Annotated in this window: 17 protein-coding genes and 1 pseudogene; 8 read left to right on the top strand and 10 right to left on the bottom strand. The window is 46.8% G+C overall.

The features are described from left to right. Positions 1-10: 10 nt before the first annotated feature. Positions 11-976 carry a magnesium/cobalt transporter CorA gene (corA, locus tag ICV90_RS01230; protein ID WP_215358999.1) on the bottom strand — a complete coding sequence of 322 codons (966 nt, stop codon included), beginning with the start codon at positions 974-976 and terminating at the stop codon, positions 11-13. A gap of 73 nt (positions 977-1,049) precedes the next feature. On the opposite strand from corA, the gene pyrF reads away from it, so the two are divergent. Next, a complete protein-coding gene (gene pyrF / locus ICV90_RS01225) occupies positions 1,050-1,895 on the top strand; it encodes an orotidine-5'-phosphate decarboxylase (RefSeq protein WP_215358997.1) in 846 nt (281 codons plus the stop codon). A gap of 17 nt (positions 1,896-1,912) precedes the next feature. On the opposite strand, the gene mtgA is transcribed toward pyrF, so the two are convergent. The 6 genes from mtgA to mpl are packed head-to-tail and all read right to left on the bottom strand — an operon-like array spanning position 1,913 to position 8,715. Further along, positions 1,913-2,668 (bottom strand): monofunctional biosynthetic peptidoglycan transglycosylase, encoded by a 756-nt coding sequence (gene mtgA, locus ICV90_RS01220; RefSeq protein ID WP_215358985.1) that lies wholly within the window; start codon positions 2,666-2,668, stop codon positions 1,913-1,915. A gap of 9 nt (positions 2,669-2,677) precedes the next feature. After that, on the bottom strand, positions 2,678-3,583 hold the full coding sequence (aroE, locus tag ICV90_RS01215) for a shikimate dehydrogenase (protein WP_215358983.1): 906 nt from the start codon (positions 3,581-3,583) through the stop codon (positions 2,678-2,680). A 56-nt stretch (positions 3,584-3,639) separates the two neighbouring features. Continuing rightward, positions 3,640-4,527 (bottom strand): energy transducer TonB, encoded by an 888-nt coding sequence (locus ICV90_RS01210; RefSeq protein WP_215358981.1) that lies wholly within the window; start codon positions 4,525-4,527, stop codon positions 3,640-3,642. Continuing rightward, positions 4,511-6,535 (bottom strand): ribonuclease catalytic domain-containing protein, encoded by a 2,025-nt coding sequence (locus tag ICV90_RS01205; RefSeq protein WP_215358980.1) that lies wholly within the window; start codon positions 6,533-6,535, stop codon positions 4,511-4,513. The genes ICV90_RS01210 and ICV90_RS01205 overlap by 17 nt, the downstream gene beginning before the upstream one ends. 2 nt (positions 6,536-6,537) lie before the next feature. Continuing rightward, positions 6,538-7,272, bottom strand: coding sequence for a beta-ketoacyl-ACP reductase (locus ICV90_RS01200; protein WP_215358978.1), 735 nt, complete (start codon positions 7,270-7,272; stop codon positions 6,538-6,540). A 42-nt stretch (positions 7,273-7,314) separates the two neighbouring features. After that, the gene (mpl, locus tag ICV90_RS01195; protein ID WP_215358977.1) at positions 7,315-8,715 is read right to left on the bottom strand and encodes a UDP-N-acetylmuramate:L-alanyl-gamma-D-glutamyl-meso-diaminopimelate ligase; all 1,401 of its coding nucleotides are present in this window, start codon (positions 8,713-8,715) and stop codon (positions 7,315-7,317) included. Between the two features lie 26 nt (positions 8,716-8,741). Between mpl and ICV90_RS01190 the strand changes: the two genes are divergently transcribed. The 7 genes and pseudogenes from ICV90_RS01190 (at position 8,742) to ICV90_RS01165 (ending at position 14,411) form a co-directional block, all read left to right on the top strand. Next, positions 8,742-9,269: a TlpA disulfide reductase family protein gene (locus ICV90_RS01190; RefSeq protein ID WP_215358975.1), complete on the top strand. Its 528-nt coding sequence runs from the start codon at positions 8,742-8,744 to the stop codon at positions 9,267-9,269. A gap of 219 nt (positions 9,270-9,488) precedes the next feature. Then, positions 9,489-9,938 (top strand): type II 3-dehydroquinate dehydratase, encoded by a 450-nt coding sequence (aroQ, locus tag ICV90_RS01185; RefSeq protein ID WP_215358973.1) that lies wholly within the window; start codon positions 9,489-9,491, stop codon positions 9,936-9,938. Positions 9,939-9,974: 36 nt separating this feature from the next. After that, positions 9,975-10,436, top strand: a complete 462-nt coding sequence (accB, locus tag ICV90_RS01180; protein ID WP_215358971.1) for an acetyl-CoA carboxylase biotin carboxyl carrier protein — start codon at positions 9,975-9,977, stop codon at positions 10,434-10,436. Positions 10,437-10,488: 52 nt separating this feature from the next. Beyond that, positions 10,489-11,853, top strand: coding sequence for an acetyl-CoA carboxylase biotin carboxylase subunit (accC, locus tag ICV90_RS01175; protein WP_215358969.1), 1,365 nt, complete (start codon positions 10,489-10,491; stop codon positions 11,851-11,853). Positions 11,854-11,869: 16 nt separating this feature from the next. Continuing rightward, positions 11,870-12,790 (top strand): annotated as a pseudogene (gene prmA, locus ICV90_RS10270) (50S ribosomal protein L11 methyltransferase); the annotation flags it as partial. Then, complete coding sequence (locus ICV90_RS10265; RefSeq protein ID WP_251367810.1) at positions 12,779-13,399, top strand: DUF3426 domain-containing protein; 621 nt, start codon at positions 12,779-12,781, stop codon at positions 13,397-13,399. The pseudogene prmA and the gene ICV90_RS10265, both read left to right, overlap by 12 nt. A gap of 52 nt (positions 13,400-13,451) precedes the next feature. Then, positions 13,452-14,411: a carbohydrate kinase family protein gene (locus ICV90_RS01165; protein ID WP_215358965.1), complete on the top strand. Its 960-nt coding sequence runs from the start codon at positions 13,452-13,454 to the stop codon at positions 14,409-14,411. A 222-nt stretch (positions 14,412-14,633) separates the two neighbouring features. On the opposite strand, the gene ICV90_RS01160 is transcribed toward ICV90_RS01165, so the two are convergent. The 3 genes from ICV90_RS01160 to ICV90_RS01150 all read right to left on the bottom strand — a co-directional run bounded on the left by ICV90_RS01160 (position 14,634) and on the right by ICV90_RS01150 (position 19,351). Continuing rightward, positions 14,634-14,882: a hypothetical protein gene (locus ICV90_RS01160; protein ID WP_371743853.1), complete on the bottom strand. Its 249-nt coding sequence runs from the start codon at positions 14,880-14,882 to the stop codon at positions 14,634-14,636. Positions 14,883-15,213: 331 nt separating this feature from the next. Then, positions 15,214-16,398 (bottom strand): ribonucleotide-diphosphate reductase subunit beta, encoded by a 1,185-nt coding sequence (locus ICV90_RS01155; RefSeq protein WP_215358963.1) that lies wholly within the window; start codon positions 16,396-16,398, stop codon positions 15,214-15,216. Positions 16,399-16,441: 43 nt separating this feature from the next. Next, complete coding sequence (locus ICV90_RS01150) at positions 16,442-19,351, bottom strand: ribonucleoside-diphosphate reductase subunit alpha (RefSeq protein WP_371743880.1); 2,910 nt, start codon at positions 19,349-19,351, stop codon at positions 16,442-16,444. Positions 19,352-19,653: the final 302 nt, after the last annotated feature.

Below are 19,653 nucleotides of genomic sequence, written 5' to 3'. Positions count from 1 at the left end.
AGACCGCCAATTACTTCATCCAGCCTTTGCTATGGAAATACCAGAGAGGGATGATTGCCGAAACTACCATCGCACCAATTGCCATTGGGTAACCCCAAGTAGCATCTAACTCAGGCATGTGCTTGTAATTCATACCCCAAATACTGGCAAGCAAGGTTGGCGGCATTAAGGCTACGGATACCACCGAGAAGATCTTGATGATCTTGGATTGGTTCAAGTTAATAAAACCGACGGTAGCATCCATCAAGAAGTTAATCTTGTCGAATAAGAAAGCAGTATGGTTTTCCAGAGAGTCGATATCGCGCAAAATTTGACGCGCTTCCTCTTGCTGCTCATCAGAGAGTAACTTGCTGCGCATAAGGAAGGACAAGGCTCTGCGGGTATCCATCACGTTACGACGAATGCGTCCGTTGGTATCTTCCTCTTTGGCAATAGTTTCGAGGACTTGCTCTGCATCTGCATCATTGATGTCATCTTGCAAGACCCGTTTACCAGCTTGCTCCAGGTTTTCATAAACCTCTTCCAAAGCATCAGCAGAATACTCAGCATCTGTTGAGTACAAATCTAGCAACACATCTTTTGCATTACTCACTGAGCCAGGACGCAAACGCGCACGCAAGCGAACCAAACGGAACACTGGCAAATCTTCGTCATGAATTGAGAACAACACTTGCTTGGTCAGAACAAACGCTACTCGAACGTTGCGAGAGGTTTCTTCTTCATCCAGTAAGAAATCAGTGCGGATATGGAGGTGGCCATCATCTGCTTCAAAATAACGCGCAGATGCTTCTAGGTCACCCAAGTCATCTAACTCAGGCAAAAGTACGCCAAACGCCTCTTTAATCCAAATTAATTCCTCTTCTTCTGGATCAACCACGTCAATCCAGATAGGATTGGCATATTGCAACAATTCATTGCGATCTTCGACTTGCTCTTGAGAGAGGCGGCCATTTTGCAGGACGAACAAGTTGATCATGGTGAACTCCTAAGGAATGTGCGCTAGTTTATCCTATAGAACATGACAGTTTCACTAAAATAAGCCAAATCCAATGAACTCTCGCTCAAATACCTTTAACCAGCAACTCCAGTCCGCATGGGCCTCCCAAGGCAGCATGCTGTGTGTTGGCTTTGACCCAGATCCGAAGCGCTTGCCCCCCTCCCTACAAGGGAATACCGAGGGCATCTATGAGTTCTGCCGAGAAATCGCTGATGCGACCGCGGATTTGGTCTGCGCCTTCAAGCCCCAATTTGCTTACTTTGCCTCCCAAAGAGCAGAGGCTCAGCTAGAAAAACTGATCAAGCACCTCAAAGATAAATATCCCCACATCCCAGTCATCCTGGATTCCAAGCGTGGAGATATCGGCAGTACTGCTGACCATTACGCTCTTGAGGCCTTTGATCGCTACGGCGCTGATGCTGTGACCGTGAACCCTTATATGGGCTTTGACACGATCGAGCCCTACCTAAAGCACGCAGGCAAAGGGGTTATTGTCCTGTGCCGCACATCCAACCCTGGAGGGTCAGATTTGCAGTTCTTGAATGTGGCGCCCAATGGCGAGCCTCTCTATCTGCATGTAGCCAAACTGGCTGCACAGCAGTGGAATAGTTCTGGTCAGATCAGCCTGGTAGTCGGCGCCACTTTCCCAGAAGAAATTGCTAAGGTACGCGCCATTGTTGGTGATATGCCCTTATTGATTCCAGGGATCGGCGCTCAAGGTGGTGATATTGATGCCACTGTCAGCGCGGGAAAAATAACCGGTAAACCAGGAACAGGGATGATCATCAATTCTTCCCGAGCGATTCTGTATGCCAGCTCAGGCGCTGATTTTGCAGAAGCGGCTAGAGTAGTTGCCATGAGTACTCGGGATGCACTTCGAGCTGCTGCAAACAAATAGTTAGGTAAAACAAGAAATTATTTACCCGAACCGCTCTTTGGGTAAGGCGCCAAGGCAACTCTATCCATGTTTTCTAAGACAAATTCTTGGCGAGCAGAATAGTTAATACTTCCTCGACGGCAATACTGCTGCTTGTCAAAACACTTGGGGGCCGGCAGTGCTGAAGCTAGAGCAGCAGCCTGCTCACGATCTAGGGTTGCTGGACTTGTAGCAAAATAATGCTGAGAGGCGGCGCCAATTCCAAAAATGCCCTCACCCCACTCTACCGAATTAAGATAAATCTCAAACAATCTCTGCTTAGAAAGTATTAACTCTAAAAGCCCCGTAATGATGAGCTCCTGACCCTTGCGCAAATAATGTTGCTCCGAAGAAAGAAATAAATTTTTTGCTAATTGCTGGGTAATAGTAGATCCACCCCGTAACGCTATTTTGGATTTATTGCCCGCTTGGGTTTTTTGCTGATTCTGCTGTTGATTTTTCTGCCAGGCTTTTTGCATATCTTCAACTCGCACACCCTTGTGTTGAAAGAAGATATCGTCTTCACTGACTAAAACAGCGCGCTTGAGATTGTTCGAGATCTTGTCATAAGGCACCCAATGGGATTGCACTGGACAGGTCCAATGCCAAGTGCATAAGCGCCAACGCTCAGCCCTCTGAAACGCAGTGCTACTGGGATCTAAGCTAATCCACAAAGCAATCTGCAAGGCGAAAAAGATTTGCATGGCGATAAACCCTGCGAGCAAACACTTCACTGGATATAGAAGCCAGCGCATCAGGGCAAATTAACTACGTAACTCTGCTAAGACTGCGCGGGGGTCAATTGCACTTGCTAATTGCGCACCCCGCCATAGCAAGAATGCATCAGCCGCTTGCTCAACCAACATTCCAAGGCCATCACTTACGCGAGCACCTCGTTGTAAGGCCTGCTGCATGAAGGCAGTAGTTTTACCGTAGACCATGTCATAAGCGAAAGAGCTGGGCACAAAAATATTAGCTACCGCTTCGGGTGTCAATGGGGACTCATCAGTTAAACCAGCAGCAGTAGCATTAATGACCAAGTCAAATGGATGCTGAGTTTTTGCAACATCCTCCAAATCAGCCAAAGTACGCGACTCCAGTGCTACCTCCTTAGAGCCGGCTAAATCTGCAAATAACTTAACCAACTCATCCGCTTTTGCGCTGGAACGATTGGCAATGATGAGGGACTTAGGAGATTGCTCAAGTAAAGGACCTATTACACCCCGTGCAGCCCCACCAGCACCGATCAATAAAATACGAGCACTATGCAGTGCAATACCTTGAGCCAGTAAATCGCGCACTAGACCAGCACCGTCGGTATTGTCACCAAAAATTTTGCCTTCCGTCTTCCACAAAGTGTTAACGGCACCCGCCAATTGAGCGCGCGGTGTTAATACATCAGCCAAATTTTGAGCATCTAACTTGAAAGGCACCGTTACATTCATGCCTTTGCCGCCTGCAGTAAAAAATGCTTTAGCTGCTTGAGCAAATGAGCCTATTTCAGGCTGAAGACGGCCATAGTGCATCCGTTGCTTTGCTTGCTCTGCAAACCGTTGATGAATTGAGGGAGACTTGCTGTGAGAAATCGGATTACCCGCAACCACATAAACATCCACGCCAGCAAAAAGGCTTGGATCGGTGTGAAGGGATGCGGTATCAGTAGAGCTCATGATGACTACAGAATAAGCGAAATTGCAAATTGAGTTAGTAAACTTTTTAAATAGTATTAATGACGCAGCTCTAGACGATCCACACCATCACGTGTGAACTCAAAGGTAGAGATCCAATCTAAGACATCGATTTGATTACGCATTTCTGAAGGAAAAGGACCAAATGGTGCAGAGGCTCTCACAATTGCCAGCGCTTGGCGGTCTAACTCGGGATTGCCAGAACTACGGCCAATCGAGAGCCCATCCTTGCCTTGAGCATTTGTAGTGATTCTGCCTTGGTTATCAACGCTGACGACAATCACTAGACTACCGTACAAAGGGCGTCCATTCGCCCTTGGGAAAAAAGCACTACCGTAAGTTTCAATCTTCTGACGCATCGCATCGTAATAATGCGCAAACGTGACTGCCTTGGTATTAGCTCCAGTCAATACCTTACGTCTAGGCTCTTTACCATCAGCCTGTAAGCGTTTAGCTAACTCAGCCTCTAAAGAATTTAATTGGGGAGTAATTTTTTGCTCGTCGCCACTCTTGCGACCACCTGAACGACTGCGCTGCTCATCTAGCTTAGCGAGCATTTGTTTTTGCTGCTTTTCTAAAACCTCTAGTCGCGCTTCTGCACCTAATCTGGCGCGGTGCATTGCTGTGGCATCTTGAGTTTCTGTTTTACCGCCACCCTGCAAATCAGCCTGCGCCAACTTATTTGCTTTTTGAGGTGGCGTTTTATTGCTGGCGTTTACTAAAACCACGCTCAATGGCGTATTGAGTCTGCGGTTCTGAATCTCTCCAACACCCCAACGGAAAGATAAGAAAACAATGTGGATCAGTATTGAAGCGCACAAGGCAAATCGGAATGGGTAGCGATTCCAGGCGCTGCGCAAGTAACGCAAGGCCCCAGCAAGCCTTTCAGGACATGGAAATTCCAGCGATTTAATCTGGGCTAGCATCTTCTTCAGAATTTTCTGATGACTCCTGCTCTACAGCCTTTTCAGGAACGTCGACCTTAACTTCGATCTCCAACACACGAACACCAGCACTTAGCTGCAGCAAATCTACATCTGCAATCACCACTTCCGCACGGGTCATGCGCGGATGGGTTGCCAATTCAGGGATAGGTAGATGTAGAGGTACTAACTCCACTCTGGACATACCCTCTTTTAAATGGCGCACATGCACTGTTTTCGAATCACCGTCTTGAGTGATCCAACGTAAACACCAATACTTTTCCAAGCGATCTTGGAACTCGCCATAAGCTTGATAGCAAGATTCAAAGTCAGCAGCAATACCCATCAAGGTAGCGTCTCTCGGCGGGAATGGGGCAACCATCTTGGCGGTGACGCCATGCTTTGCTAGCGCAATTAATTGCCACTGATTTACCAAATCAGAATACCGACGTAAAGGAGATGTACACCAGGCGTAATAGTCCAAACCAAGACCCTCATGAGGTCCAGGAGTGGTTTGCATCCGGGTACGCAATGGACCCCAACCCTTTTGGGTTCTGAATAATCCAGGAAGACCATGATCTGCTAGAAGCTGTCCTGAGGCGCTATTACAGAAAATCATCCACTCTGCAACGATCGTATCCAAAATAGAACCTCGTTGACGTGGGGTGATTTCTACATGCTGCACCCCATCAACGTCTTGAATCTGGAAATGAAAGTCTCTTGCTAGGGCATTTGGATCTGTGACACCTAACTGCTCAGCACGCAAACCATTTGCTAAGCGCTTCTCTTGACGCCCTGCATGCAGATGTTTAGCCGCTTGCCATAGAGTCGCCAGCTCTTTGCGATAGGGGTAGACTGAACCCTCGTCCAGCAGACTCTCTTCACTCACGAGATGCTCAATATTTTCCAGGCGCAAATTAGCAGCCATCGGCACCATCTCGGCACGCATCTGCAAGCTCGCTCGATTGGCAATGCCCTCAGCATCAATATCAACATAGATTGATAAGGCTGGTCTAGGCATACCCTCATCTAATGAAAATTGCTCAATTACTGAATCGGGCAACATCGTAATTTTGTCACCCGGGAAGTACACCGTGGACATGCGATTGCGAGCGACTAGATCTAGTGGATCATCTTTTGTAATGGCCAGTCCAGGAGCAGCGATGTGAATACCTACTCGATGCCCACCCTCGATTACCGTAACAGATAGAGCGTCATCAATCTCTGTAGTGCCCGAATCATCAATGGAGAATGCTTGTACCTGAGCAAGCGGCAGCTCAGCAATAGCAGCTGCATATGCTGCTTGATCAACTCCGATAGCAAGGTTGTGATCCGCACCATTCGGGAAATGGGCTTTGAGAAACAATCCCTGGTGATACGCCAAAGGAGAGTCGATTGCGCCACAACGAATCATCAGTTGCGCCGGAGACTCCCCGGTTTCAGTGCAGGCTGCGATCAATGCCTTATAGGCGGAGGTATTTTTATCGGGCGAGAAAAGTAATTGCTTGGCTGAAGACTTCAGTGGCTCAGGGAAAGCGCCAGCAACCAACTCTTGCTGCCAAATGGATTGCTGTTCGAGCTCTTTTTGCTTGCGCTCTAAAGCAGCTAAACCAGCCTGTAACTGCTCTAGTGGAGCTCTCTGAAACCGTCCACGCCCCTTGCGACGGAAAAATACTGGCGCACCTTGCAAGGCAATTGCTAGAGCAACTTGCTGCGGAATGCTCGCTTGTGAGCCAAAGTACTCATGCGCCACATCAACTAAGCCAAACTCTTCATCAGGCGCGCAATCCCAAAGGAACTGCAAATCAATATCAGCAGTAAGTGTGTTGGCTTCATCCATGGCTATTTGAGCTTCTGGCTTTTCAAAACGCAGCCATACCTCTTTGGCCTTGAGCTTGATTTTTTTTCCAGAAAGGCTAGTGGCTTGCCAAGACTCTGCATCGCCAGCCCCTGAAGCAGACTGGACTGTGGCGATCTTAATATCGCCACCTTCTTCGTATAAAAGATTCATGCTTAGAGCGAGATCCCGCCGCTGGCCTCTAATGCCACTCCATTGACATAGCTTGCCTCATCGCTCGCTAAGAATAAATACACATTTGCCATTTCAGCGGGGGTACCCAGACGACCAAGCCAACTGCGTTTTTCAATGTCTTGCACAATATTTGCTGGCATGGCCATGACCATTTCAGTGGCGATAAAACCTGGGCACACCGCATTGACTCGAATGCCTTTAGGCCCCAATTCACGCGCCCATGTTTTTGTAAAACCAATCACACCAAATTTAGTAGCTGAGTAATTGGTTTGGCCGAAATTACCATAGAGACCCACTACGCTTGAAGCGTTGACCACTGAGCCAGAGCCAGCTTCCAGCATATGCGGCACGATTAACTGAGTGCAATTAAATACACCCTTCAGATTGACATCAATCACAGTATCAAACTGTGCTTCGGTCATCTTAATTAAGCGTGCATCTTGAGTAATGCCCGCGTTATTGATCAAGATATCAATCCGCCCATGCTTTTGCATTACCTGATCTACAACAGACTGAATGCTAGCGCGATCGGTGACATTCATGGCATAGCCTTCAGCATTAGGCGTTTTTTCAGCCGCGCTATTAACAGCCTCCAGGCCAATATCTGTAATGATGACTTTTGCGCCTTCTTCTGCAAAACGCTGAGCAGTAGCAAAACCAATACCCTTTGCCGCGCCGGTAATGATGGCTACTTTATCTTTTAATCTATCGCCCATGATTTGCTTTCTATTTTTGCTTTTGTTGTTGATTCTTATTTTTTACTGCGCTGAAATGGCTTTTAATATTTTCTGGTGCACGCCACCAAACCCGCCATTGCTCATTACCAAAATGTGATCGCCAGGCTTAGCCTCATGGGCAACCGCCTTCACTAATGCCTCAAGATCATCAAAGGCATGTGCTTTACCCTGTTCTTGCTTATTGAGTGGAGATAAGACATCTGCCAAATCCCAGCCCAATGATTCCTTGCCGGCATTAGCGCCATAGGCAAACACTTTGTCAGCAGCCTCTAGACTTCCAGGCAGTTGAGCTTTCATCACACCGAGCTTCATCGTATTTGAACGTGGCTCAAGCACCGCCAAGATGCGTTCTTTACCAACACGGCGACGAAGACCATCAACTGTAGTCGTGATTGCGGTTGGATGGTGGGCAAAATCATCATAGACCGTGATGTCATTTGCAACACCAATCGTTTCCAAGCGACGCTTGACATTCTTAAATTCCGCCAACGCACGTGCACCATCTGCTGGAGAGATGCCAATATGATTTGCGCAAGCAATCGCTGCAAGTGCATTGAGTTGATTGTGTCTACCCATCACACCAGAATCAGGGGCCCACTTCACAGTGGCTACTTCCTTACCTGCCTGGCGCACGATGAAGCCATCAGCCTCTTGAGCAATCAAAGACCATTCGTTTGTGAGTTCTTGCCCGAACCGCTCTACAGGCGCCCAAGCGCCACGCGTGATCACACTCGCCAATGCAGGCTCCTCACCATTTACAACCAGTAAACCATCACCAGGAACAGTGCGCACTAAATGGTGAAATTGCGTTTCGATTGCCGCAAGATCAGCAAAAATATCAGCGTGATCAAACTCTAAGTTATTCAATAGGGCAGTACGTGGTCGATAGTGCACAAACTTACTGCGCTTATCAAAGAAAGCAGTGTCATATTCATCAGCTTCAATAACAAAATATTTACTTTCGCCTAAACGTGCAGACACTGTGAAATTCAGAGGCACGCCACCAATGAGATAACCCGGCTTGTAACCATTGAATTCCAAAATCCAAGTCAACATAGCTGAAGTAGTTGTCTTGCCATGCGTACCCGCTACGGCCAAAACATGTCGTCCATATAAAACTTGTTCGCCTAACCATTGCGGGCCTGAGATATAGGGTAGCCCTTGATTGAGAATTGCTTCCATCAATGGATTACCGCGAGAAACCACATTGCCAATCACAAATAAATCGGGCATGGTCTCAAACTGAGATAATTGCTCAGGTGAGAATCCCTCAATCAGTTCGATGCCTTGAGCTTCAAGCTGCGTACTCATGGGGGGATAGACGTTGGCATCGCAACCAGTAACGCGATGCCCAGCCTGCCTCGCGATTGCGGCAATGCCGCCCATGAAAGTACCGCAAATGCCCAAGATATGTATATGCATTAGCGAATTTTAGCGAAGGAGTTGCAATGAACCGCAGACAATTGATCATCATCGTCGCAATTAGTCTTTTGGCACTCCTTGGGGGCGTACTCACCTCCCAGTGGATTTATAAAACTGGTTTGGCCAGCGATCCTGCTGTGAAAGCATTTTTTGCCAATTCCTGGCAAACACCGGATGGAAAAACAGTCAATACCCAAGATTGGCAAGGAAAAGTGCTGGTGGTGAACTTTTGGGCCTCCTGGTGCCCACCATGTGTCGAAGAAATGCCTGCTTTAGATAAGCTTCAGCAAGAGTTCTTGCAGCAAAATGTCTTATTTGTCGGTATTGGCATCGATTCGCCCTCTAATATTCGTGAATTTCTTTCAAAAACTCCAGTAAGTTATCCAATTGTGATTGGCGGTCTTGAAGGCAGTAATCTTTCTAAGCAACTACGAAATTCCCAAGGCGCCCTTCCTTACACCATCATCATCAATGCCAAGGGTAAGGCTAGCTATAGCAAATTAGGCAAGATAAGCGAAGATGACATCAGAAGTGCAATTAAATCTGCTTTATAGGAAGTTTTAAGCTGTAAATGGATTTATCGAAGAATTTATTTTTGCCTAAAAATTAAGCATTTATTTTGATATCCACCCCTAAAAGCGATGAAAATTCCTATTTTTGCAGCGAGTTTTTGGTCTTTTCCTAGCTTTTAAAAGGTATACTCCCCCTCATAAGCAATCGAGCATGAAGTTATTTAGCAATTTACGCTTAACTGCCTCTAAAAACAGGGATCTATGTCGAAAAAAGCTTCAATTCTCGTAATTCAAGGCCCAAACCTAAATCTATTAGGCACCCGTGAACCCGATGTTTACGGAAAAACTACCCTAGAAGATATCCACCAAAGGCTCGGCGAACTGGCAAAAGCGCATTCCGTTGATCTCGATACCTTTCAAAGCAATCATGAAGGCGAGTTAATTGACCGCATTCAAAAAGCTAAACAAGATGGAGTTGATTTCATCATCATCAACCCAGGCGCCTTCACCCACACAAGCGTCGCCTTGCGCGATGTTTTGGCTGGAGTAGCGATTCCCTTTACCGAAGTTCATTTATCCAACATTCATCAGCGCGAAGAATTCCGTAAACATTCCTATTTGTCCGATATTGCGACTGGGGTGATTTGCGGTCTTGGCGCGATTGGCTATGAATTAGCCCTTCAAGCAGCTATTGCTCGCTTGCAGAAATAAAACTATTTAAAGAATGACAAGAGAGGAAGCACTCATATGGATCTGAGAAAACTAAAAACCTTGATCGACCTAGTTTCTGAATCAGGCATTTCAGAGTTAGAGGTAAATGAAGGCGAAGATCGTGTTCGCATTGTGAACGCCGGATCTCCTGCGCCCGCTGGCCAAATGGTTTACACCAATCCAGCACCTGCGATGCAAGCCGCACCAGCAGCTAGTGCACCTGTTGCAACAGCTCCTATCGCTGAAGCTCCCGCAGCTGAAACTGGCTCTATTGCTCGCTCACCAATGGTTGGCACTTTCTACCGCGCCCCAAATCCAGAGTCTCCGAACTTCGTCAACATTGGCGACACTGTCAAGGTGGGTCAAACGCTTTGCATTATTGAAGCAATGAAGCTACTCAATGAAATCGAATCCGAGCACGCTGGTGTGATCAAAGAAATTCTTTGTGAAAACGGTCAAGGTGTTGAATTTGACCAGCCACTTTTCATCATCGCTTAATTGACTATCTTTAGATCAATCCCAATTTACCGTCACTTAACTCAGAGCCGACATGTTCGATAAGATTCTGATTGCCAATCGGGGAGAAATTGCTCTCCGTATCCAACGCGCATGCCGCGAGTTGGGAATTAAAACTGTGGTGGTGTACTCCACCGCAGATAAAGAGGCTAAATATGTAAAGCTTGCCGATGAAGCCGTTTGTATCGGGCCAGCGCCATCTCCGCTCAGCTATCTGAATATGCCAGCGATTATTTCTGCAGCCGAAGTTACCGATGCAGAGGCAATCCATCCTGGTTATGGCTTCCTTTCTGAAAATGCAGACTTTGCAGAGCGGGTTGAGAAATCTGGCTTTGCCTTTATTGGTCCCACTGCTGCATCCATTCGCTTGATGGGTGATAAGGTTTCTGCAAAACGCGCCATGATTAAAGCTGGCGTGCCTTGCGTACCTGGATCAGAGGGAGCACTTCCTGATAATCCAAAAGAAATTATTATGACAGCAAAAAAAGTGGGGTATCCGGTAATTATTAAAGCTGCCGGTGGTGGTGGTGGTCGCGGTATGCGTGTGGTTCACACTGAGGCAGCCCTCATCAATGCAGTCAATATGACCCGGGAAGAAGCTGGTCGTGCTTTTGGTAATCCAGAAGTCTATATGGAGAAGTTTTTAGAAAAACCTCGCCACGTTGAGATTCAGATTCTCGCTGACACCCATGGCAATGCCATTTGGTTAGGCGAGCGCGATTGCTCTATGCAACGTCGCCACCAAAAAGTCATTGAAGAAGCACCGGCACCAGGTATTGATCGTCGTCTTATCGCCAAAATTGGCGAGCGTTGCGCAGAAGCCTGTCGCAAGATTGGCTATCGTGGCGCCGGTACCTTTGAGTTTCTCTACGAAGATGGTGAATTCTTCTTCATTGAGATGAATACCCGTGTTCAGGTGGAACATCCGGTGACAGAAATGATTACTGGTGTGGATATTGTTCAAGAGCAGATCCGCATTGCAGCCGGTCTGAAACTCAGCTATCGCCAAAAAGATATTGTTTTCCGTGGTCACGCCATTGAGTGCCGCTTGAATGCCGAAGATCCATTCAAGTTCACCCCGAGCCCTGGCAAAATTGGTTCATTCCACATGCCTGGTGGCCCCGGTATTCGGGTTGACTCACATGCCTACAGTGGTTACGTGGTTCCATCAAACTATGACTCCATGATTGGTAAGCTGATTTCTTACGGCAATACTCGTGAGCAAGCCATTCGCCGTATGCAAATTGCGCTTTCAGAGATGGTGATTGACGGTATTACAACTAACGTTCCGCTCCACCGTGAACTCATGCTGGATCCAAACTTCATTGAAGGCGGCACTAGCATTCACTACTTAGAGCATCGCCTAGAAGAGCAAGCTGCAAGTCGCGGTAAATCCTAATTAATGAAAGCATCCTATGTCTTATCGTGAGTTGGTATTCACGGTAGCCGCCGAAACCGCTGAGCCTTTGGGTGATGCGCTTTTGGATTTGGGCGCCCTGTCCGTCACCGTTGAAGATGATGCTGCTGGTGGCTACGACGAAAACCCGCTTTACGGTGAGCCAGGCCTCTCTCCAGAAGTGCAGGCGTGGGATAGATCAGCAGTAACCGCTCTCTTTAATCCAGAGATTGATGCTTCGGGCAGCGCAGAATTTATTCCCGAACTACTCGCATCCCTTAAAGAGGCAGGCTTTCATCTAGCACCTCCTCAAGAAAAAACAGTCGAAGAACAAGACTGGGTTCGTTTAACCCAAAGTCAATTTGCACCCATTCAGATTGGTGAGCGTATTTGGGTAGTGCCATCTTGGCACGATGCGCCAACGGATCCCAATGCGATTTGCCTTGCGGTCGATCCAGGTCTCGCATTTGGCACTGGTAGTCACCCAACTACGCATTTGTGCCTTCTTTGGCTTGAACAACAAACTCATTTGCAGAATCAAAGTCTCTTGGATTACGGTTGTGGCTCAGGCATATTGGCAATTGCTGCCGCAAAGCTGGGTTGTAACCCAGTGATCGGTACCGATATTGATCCACAAGCGATGGTTGCCGCTCGCAGCAATGCAGAAATCAACAACACCACCATTCGCTTTGTCTTGCCGAACGAAGGCGCACTCGAACTGGCCGCCGAAACCAAATATGACATCGTGATGGCCAATATTTTGGCAAATCCACTGCAAGTTCTTGCGCCCGCCTTAGTCAATAAGATGAAGGTAGGCGGACGCATTGTTTTATCTGGTGTACTTGCCCGCCAAGCAGAAGAAGTGATTGCTACCTATAGCCAGTGGCTCAAGCTCTCTGTTTGGAAAGAGAGTGAGGGCTGGGTTTGCTTGCACGGCACCTTAAACAAGGACAAGCAAAGTAATTCTGAATCTACTTTTGCTGCACCTGCTCAAAAAAAAAGTCTTAAGTTCGCCCTTCTAACTGCTTTACTTCTGCCACTCCTAGTTTTTGGAGAGCATCTTTCCAGAAATTCATTGCTTCCCGCATTAGCACCACGCATTGATGGAACATCGAATTCCATTTCCGTTAGTGCGTTTCATGTTTTACAACATATCGATGCAAAACTTTGTCGTGCACTAGGATGTCTAGATCGCACTGTGAGCGATTTTTCTGCATGGAAAATAACTTCAGCCGCACTTGCGGCAGAAAACGCGCGAGAAGGCCTTAAAAACCCTGCAAATCAATCTCTACTGCAAGTGGAGATACAAAATCGTCTAGCTATTGCCGTTTTAGCTCCAAATTTAGAAATTTCTTTAACTGATGCAGAAGAATCTGAAATCAAATCACTGCAATTCACTCCACAAGAGTGGCTACCTAAAGCTTGGCAAGAATCTCATCCTGATTTTTTAAAAAAGGGGATCCCTTCTGGCGAAATGCTGCAGCTTGAGTTGCTTATTTCTCTTCCGCTGAATGCTGCGGGCTATCGTGTTCGAGTGCTCTACCCCTAAATCAATTCATAAACACTACATTTACACCCAATTTTTATAAAGAAAGTAATTTATGGCTAGCTTGATCTGTGGCTCCATTGCCTACGACACCATCATGAACTTTGAAGGCAAATTTGCCGATCAAATCCTGCCTGAGCAGATTCATATTCTGAATGTAGCTTTCTTGGTACCAACTATGCGCCGTGAATTTGGCGGTTGCGCTGGCAATATTGCCTACAACCTCAATCTTTTGGGCGGCGATCCGATCATCATGGCTACAGTGGGTGGTGATGCTGCGCCCTACTTAAGTCGCCTTGAGCAACTCAAAATTGATGCAAGCCATATTCGCCAGATCGATCAAGCCTTTACTGCGCAAGCGATGATCACCACTGATCAAGCCAATAACCAAATCACTGCTTTCCATCCGGGTGCTATGGGTGAATCCCACCTTAACCAAGTCTCCGCCGTTGTGGCTGAGCGTAGCAAGAACGCTAAGGGTCCAGCGAAATTAGGAATTGTTGCACCCGACGGTCGCCAAGGGATGTGGGAGCACTGCCATCAACTGGCTGACGCCAATATTCCCTTTATCTTTGATCCGGGCCAAGGTTTACCAATGTTTAATGGTCCCGAGCTTTTGGAATTGATCGATATCGCCAGCTACTTGGCAGTAAATGACTATGAGGGAGAGATGCTTTCTCAAAGAACGGGATTGAGTTTGGCCAAAGTAGCTGAGCGAGTAAAAGCGCTCATCGTTACCAAAGGCGCCGAGGGTGCTGATATTTATGTTGATGGCAAGGTGATCGCGATTCCACCAGTACCAGCTGCAAAAGTAGTAGATCCAACAGGTTGCGGAGATGCATTCCGCGGTGGATTGCTGTTTGGTTTAGAAAATGGCATGGACTGGGATACCACCGGTCGACTTGCTAGCTTGATGGGTTCAATCAAAATTACCCATCAGGGACCACAAAATCACCAACTCAGCAAAGATCAGATCGCAGAGCAATTTAAAGCAGCATTCGGCTTTAGTTTCTAAGTAAAAACAGCCTAGGGCGCCTAGGTTTACTCATTTCTCAATCTGGAAATAAAAAAAGGGGTCTCGTGAGAGACCCCTTCTAGTAACACCCGTCCAATTAAGGACGTGTGCCAGTTGGGAAGGGCCAAGCAGCGGCAGGATTCAACGCACTAGTCGCTGGTGCAGCTTTCTTAGCCGCGGGCTTTTTTACAGCAGAGCCCGCTTTCTTCGCAGCAGGCTTACTTACTTTTTTTTTGCTACGCGCTTCTTTGCAACTTTTTTAGCTACTTTTTTAGCAGCTGGCTTTTTAGCAGCAGCTTTTTTAGCAGCAGGACGCTTCTTAGCTACTTTTTTAGCAGCAGGCTTCTTAGCAGCAGCTTTTTTAGCAGCAGGACGCTTCTTAGCTACTTTTTTAGCAGCAGGCTTCTTAGCAGCTACTTTTTTCTTAGCAGCTGGTTTCTTTGCAGCAGGTTTTTTCTTGGCGATTGCCATATTAATACTCCTTCACGTGAGGATTAGTACAAACTACATTAAGAAGACCCGACCACTCATTTCCGCCTGGTTTTGCAACCTTTTGGATCTGACGAGCGAGCCATTCATCGGCGCGCGGCTTGATGCTAGGTGCTGCACGCTAATGAATCCTGGAAAAAAAGCCGTGGTCCCAAAGGACAACGGCTTCTTAAATGTGCTGGAAAAAATGGGGAGAATAGCCCAGACACCCTTGAGCAAGGGTTTTCGGATTTGAGTCTGTTTTTGCTGACTTCTTAAACTATCCAACCGTCTAATCTCCAATTTAGCCGGCTATGCGCTTACTTACTGCTTACTACTCCCAACTTAGCGCACCGCCAGTTTGATACTCAATAACGCGTGTCTCAAAAAAGTTTCTTTCTTTCTTAAGATCAATCATTTCTGACATCCATGGAAATGGATTCTCTTCATTTGGGAACATCGCGTCAAGTCCTATTTGCAAACATCTACGATTACAGATGTATCTTAGGTACCCTTTGAACATCGGGGCGTTCAATCCGAGCACTCCGCGAGGCATCGTATCTTCGGCATAACGGTACTCTAATTCGACTGCTTTTTCGAAGATGGATTTGATCTCGTCTTTGAACGCGGAAGTCCATAGCTGCGGGTTCTCCAGCTTGATTTGGTTAATCAAATCAATGCCAAAATTGCAGTGCATAGACTCATCGCGAAGGATGTATTGATACTGCTCAGCAGCGCCCGTCATTTTGTTTTGACGACCCATTGCAAGTATTTGCGTAAAACCAACATAAAAGAACAAACCTTCCATCACGCAAGCAAAAACAATGAGTGATCGGAGCAACTTTTGATCGTTTTCTAATGTGCCAGTCTGAAAATTCGGGTCAGTTAAAACATCAATAAAGGGAATTAAGAATTGATCTTTGGCGCGAATGGATTCAATTTCGTTGTACGCATTGAAGATTTCAGCCTGATCTAAGCCTAAAGATTCCACAATATATTGGTACGCGTGGGTGTGAATTGCCTCTTCAAAAGCCTGGCGCAATAGGTATTGGCGGCATTCTGGAGCAGTAATGTGGCGATAAGTACCCAAAACAATGTTGTTTGCTGCCAAAGAATCTGCAGTCGTAAAGAAACCCAGATTGCGCTTGATGATGCGACGCTCATCTTCTGTCAGGCCATTCGGATCTTTCCAAAGCGCGATATCGCGGTTCATATTGATCTCTTGTGGCATCCAGTGATTTGCACAACCGGCTAAATACTTCTCCCAAGCCCACTTGTACTTGAAAGGAACCAACTGATTAACGTCAGTCTTGGCATTAATAACGCGCTTGTCAGCGGCATTGACACGCAAGGCAGCACCACCAACTGCAGCAGCTTGCGCTGGGGCAGCAGAAACAACTTGAGGAGCTACTTGAGCAACCTGATCTACCTGTGGGCGCTGCGGCTCTACTGCAACCGGTTGCGGTGCAAGATTCGCCTTGGCTAGTGCCGGAGCGACTTCCTCTTCCCAATTCAACATAACTTTCTCCTAATTCTTCTATTCTGACCAATAAGCAAATCGCTTATTGGCATGCTTCACATTCTTCGAAACCAGCATCACCTGGGCGCATTGTGCAAACTGGGCCATCAGCTTCTTGTGCGGCTGCCGCATCTGTACCATTTACGCCACCACCGCTAGAAACGGAGTTCAACTGACCACTAGCAACGGTTGATTTCTCAACGTGAGTTGCAGCCATTGTGCGGAGGTAATAGGTTGTCTTCAAGCCACGTAACCAAGCTAATTTGTAAGTGTCATCCAATTTCTTACCGGAAGCGCCACCCATGTAGATGTTGAGTGACTGAGCTTGGTCGATCCATTTCTGACGACGTGAAGCAGCTTCAACCAACCAGCTTGGCTCCACTTCGAAAGCAGTTGCATACAAATCACGCAAATCTTGTGGAATGCGGTCGATTTTGGACAAAGTGCCATCAAAGTACTTCAAGTCAGCAATCATCACTTCATCCCAAAGACCGCGATCCTTCAAATCACGGACCAAGTACTCGTTTACCACTGTGAACTCGCCTGAAAGGTTGGATTTCACAAACAAGTTTTGGAATGTAGGCTCAATACAAGCTGAAACACCAATAATGTTTGAAATCGTTGCTGTTGGGGCAATCGCTACGCAATTAGAGTTGCGCATACCGTGCTGCTTGATGCTTGCACGCAAACCGCTCCAGTCCATAGTGGAGGAGTTATCCACCTCTACATAACCGCCGCGCTCAGCTGCCAACATCGCTACTGAATCTTGTGGGAGGATGCCACGATCCCATAAGGAACCTTTGTAGGTGCTGTAAACGCCGCGCTCTTCAGCCAATTCATTGGATGCTTGGTATGCGTAGTAGCAAACCGCTTCCATTGAAGAGTCAGCAAACTTCACAGCCTCATCGCTCGCATAAGGAATGCGTTGCATATGCAAGCAATCCTGGAAGCCCATGATGCCCATGCCCACTGGACGGTGCTTCAAGTTAGAGTTACGCGCTTTAGCTACTGCGTAGTAGTTGATGTCAATCACGTTATCGAGCATACGCATTGCAGTACGAACAGTTCTTTGGAGCTTCTCATGATCCAAAGTCATCTTGCCGTTGGCATCAGTTGTCATGTGAGCAGTTAAGTTCACAGAGCCTAAGTTACAAACCGCAATCTCAGTCTCGTTTGTATTGAGGGTGATCTCAGTACAGAGGTTAGATGAGTGAACTACACCGACATGCTGCTGTGGGCTACGAATGTTGCAAGGATCTTTGAAAGTAATCCATGGGTGACCTGTTTCAAACAACATGCCAAGCATCTTGCGCCATAACTGTTGCGCTGGAATACGGCGGAATGGCTTCAATTCACCACGATCCGCTTTTTGCTCATAGGCAACATAAGCCTCTTCAAATGCTCTACCGAATTTGTCATGCAAATCTGGAGTGTTGGATGGCGAGAACAAAGTCCAATCGCCACCTTCCATGACACGCTTCATGAACAAGTCAGGAATCCAGTTTGAGGTATTCATATCGTGGGTACGACGACGGTCGTCACCAGTGTTCTTACGCAATTCCAAGAACTCTTCGATATCTAAGTGCCATGTTTCCAGGTAGGCACAAACTGCGCCCTTACGCTTACCGCCTTGGTTCACAGCAACTGCAGTGTCGTTTACCACTTTCAAGAATGGCACAACACCCTGTGATTTACCGTTAGTACCTTTGATATGGCTTCCCAACGCACGAACGTTAGTCCAGTCATTGCCCAAACCACCAGCAAACTTAGACAACAAAGCATTTTCTTTCAATGCTTCGTAAATTCCATCCAAATCATCATCTACAGTCGTCAAGTAGCAGCTAGAAAGCTGTGGACGAGTAGTTGCCGAGTTGAACAAGGTTGGTGTGCTGGACATGAAATCAAATGTAGACAGGATTTCATAGAACTCGATTGCACGACGTTCGCGATCCATCTCATTCAAAGACAAGCCCATTGCAACGCGCATAAAGAAAGCCTGCGGCATTTCAATACGACGCTCTTCAATATGCAAGAAATAGCGGTCATACAAAGTTTGCAAGCCAAGATAGTTAAACTGCAAGTCACGGCTGGCGTTCAAGGCTGCAGCCAAGCGTGGCAAGTCAAACTCACGCATGCGTGGGTCCAGCAACTCAGCAGAGATACCTTCATTGATGTACTTCGCAAAGTAAGTGCTGTATTCAGCTTGCGTATCGCCTTGCAATACTTCCTTACCAAAGATTTCTTTACGAATCACGTGCATCAAGATACGCGCTGTTACTTGGCTGTATGCAGGATCTTTTTCAATCAAAGTACGGGAAGCCAAAATAGCAGAGTCATATACCTGCGCCATTGGTACACCGTCGTACAAGTTCTTGATGGTTTCAGTAATGATTGGTGTTGCATCAATGTTATTACCCAAACCTTCGCAAGCTGCCTCAATCACAGTGCGCAAAGCAGCCATATCAAGCCACTTCTCAACACCGTTATCGGTTACTTTGATACCAGACTCACCAGCCTGATTGGCTGTTTGAACCTCTTGGGAAACTTCTTGCTGAGCAGCACGCTCTTGATTGCGCTTTTCACGATAGAGAACGTAAGCACGAGCAACGTTGTGCTCACCACTACGCATCAAAGCCAATTCAACTTGGTCTTGAATATCTTCGATATGGAAAGTTCCGCCATTTGGGCGGCTACGCAACAATGCGCGCACAACAGAGTGAGTCAACTGCTCTACTTGTTCGCGAACACGTGCTGATGCAGCACCTTGTCCGCCATTAACCGCTAAAAATGCCTTAGTTACTGCAATCGCAATTTTGGATGGCTCAAATGCTACAACCGAACCATTACGGCGAATAATTTTGTAATCAGACAATTGGGTTGCCTGGGTGCCACCAACACCACCAGCCACAAAGCTGGCAGAAGGAGCTTGGTTTACCGCCCCTGCAGGACTCATTCCTGGGTTATTCGCTCCAGCTGGTTGGCCTGCTGTCTGTGGATTAGCGTATGTCATGTTGCTCCTGCGTATTTATATAGTTATTTGGACAAAATATCGTTAAAAAACAATGGGGTATTGCTAGATTCAAACACTACATCTAGTGTCTTGAAGCGCATTAGGCACTAAGTATAGGGAAATATTTGATAATTGGTAAGCCATTTATGACAAATATTTATTAGTACTTTTACTAAGTTTTCCACTTATTTTGGGGTCATTTTGGTGCGAATTTTTTGGCCCGTTTTAGACAAAGGCTAAAAAAG

Origin of the sequence: Polynucleobacter sp. JS-JIR-II-b4 (assembly GCF_018687815.1) — a bacterium.
In the GTDB taxonomy this organism is placed as follows: Bacteria; Pseudomonadota; Gammaproteobacteria; order Burkholderiales; family Burkholderiaceae; genus Polynucleobacter.
The sequence above is the reverse complement of the archived record's forward strand: the minus strand, read 5'-3'. Positions and strand labels throughout refer to the sequence as shown.

Coding starts and splice junctions, on each gene's coding strand:
- aroE (WP_215358983.1), bottom strand. CDS start 3,583: ATGAGCTCTACTGATACCGCATCCCTTCACACCGATCCAAGCCTTTTT.
- ICV90_RS01210 (WP_215358981.1), bottom strand. CDS start 4,527: ATGCTAGCCCAGATTAAATCGCTGGAATTTCCATGTCCTGAAAGGCTT.
- accB (WP_215358971.1), top strand. CDS start 9,975: ATGGATCTGAGAAAACTAAAAACCTTGATCGACCTAGTTTCTGAATCA.
- ICV90_RS01200 (WP_215358978.1), bottom strand. CDS start 7,272: ATGGGCGATAGATTAAAAGATAAAGTAGCCATCATTACCGGCGCGGCA.
- accC (WP_215358969.1), top strand. CDS start 10,489: ATGTTCGATAAGATTCTGATTGCCAATCGGGGAGAAATTGCTCTCCGT.
- corA (WP_215358999.1), bottom strand. CDS start 976: ATGATCAACTTGTTCGTCCTGCAAAATGGCCGCCTCTCTCAAGAGCAA.
- ICV90_RS01155 (WP_215358963.1), bottom strand. CDS start 16,398: ATGTTGAATTGGGAAGAGGAAGTCGCTCCGGCACTAGCCAAGGCGAAT.
- ICV90_RS01150 (WP_371743880.1), bottom strand. CDS start 19,351: ATGAGTCCTGCAGGGGCGGTAAACCAAGCTCCTTCTGCCAGCTTTGTG.
- ICV90_RS01165 (WP_215358965.1), top strand. CDS start 13,452: ATGGCTAGCTTGATCTGTGGCTCCATTGCCTACGACACCATCATGAAC.
- mtgA (WP_215358985.1), bottom strand. CDS start 2,668: ATGCGCTGGCTTCTATATCCAGTGAAGTGTTTGCTCGCAGGGTTTATC.
- aroQ (WP_215358973.1), top strand. CDS start 9,489: ATGTCGAAAAAAGCTTCAATTCTCGTAATTCAAGGCCCAAACCTAAAT.
- mpl (WP_215358977.1), bottom strand. CDS start 8,715: ATGCATATACATATCTTGGGCATTTGCGGTACTTTCATGGGCGGCATT.
- ICV90_RS01190 (WP_215358975.1), top strand. CDS start 8,742: ATGAACCGCAGACAATTGATCATCATCGTCGCAATTAGTCTTTTGGCA.
- ICV90_RS01160 (WP_371743853.1), bottom strand. CDS start 14,882: ATGGCAATCGCCAAGAAAAAACCTGCTGCAAAGAAACCAGCTGCTAAG.
- pyrF (WP_215358997.1), top strand. CDS start 1,050: ATGAACTCTCGCTCAAATACCTTTAACCAGCAACTCCAGTCCGCATGG.
- ICV90_RS01205 (WP_215358980.1), bottom strand. CDS start 6,535: ATGAATCTTTTATACGAAGAAGGTGGCGATATTAAGATCGCCACAGTC.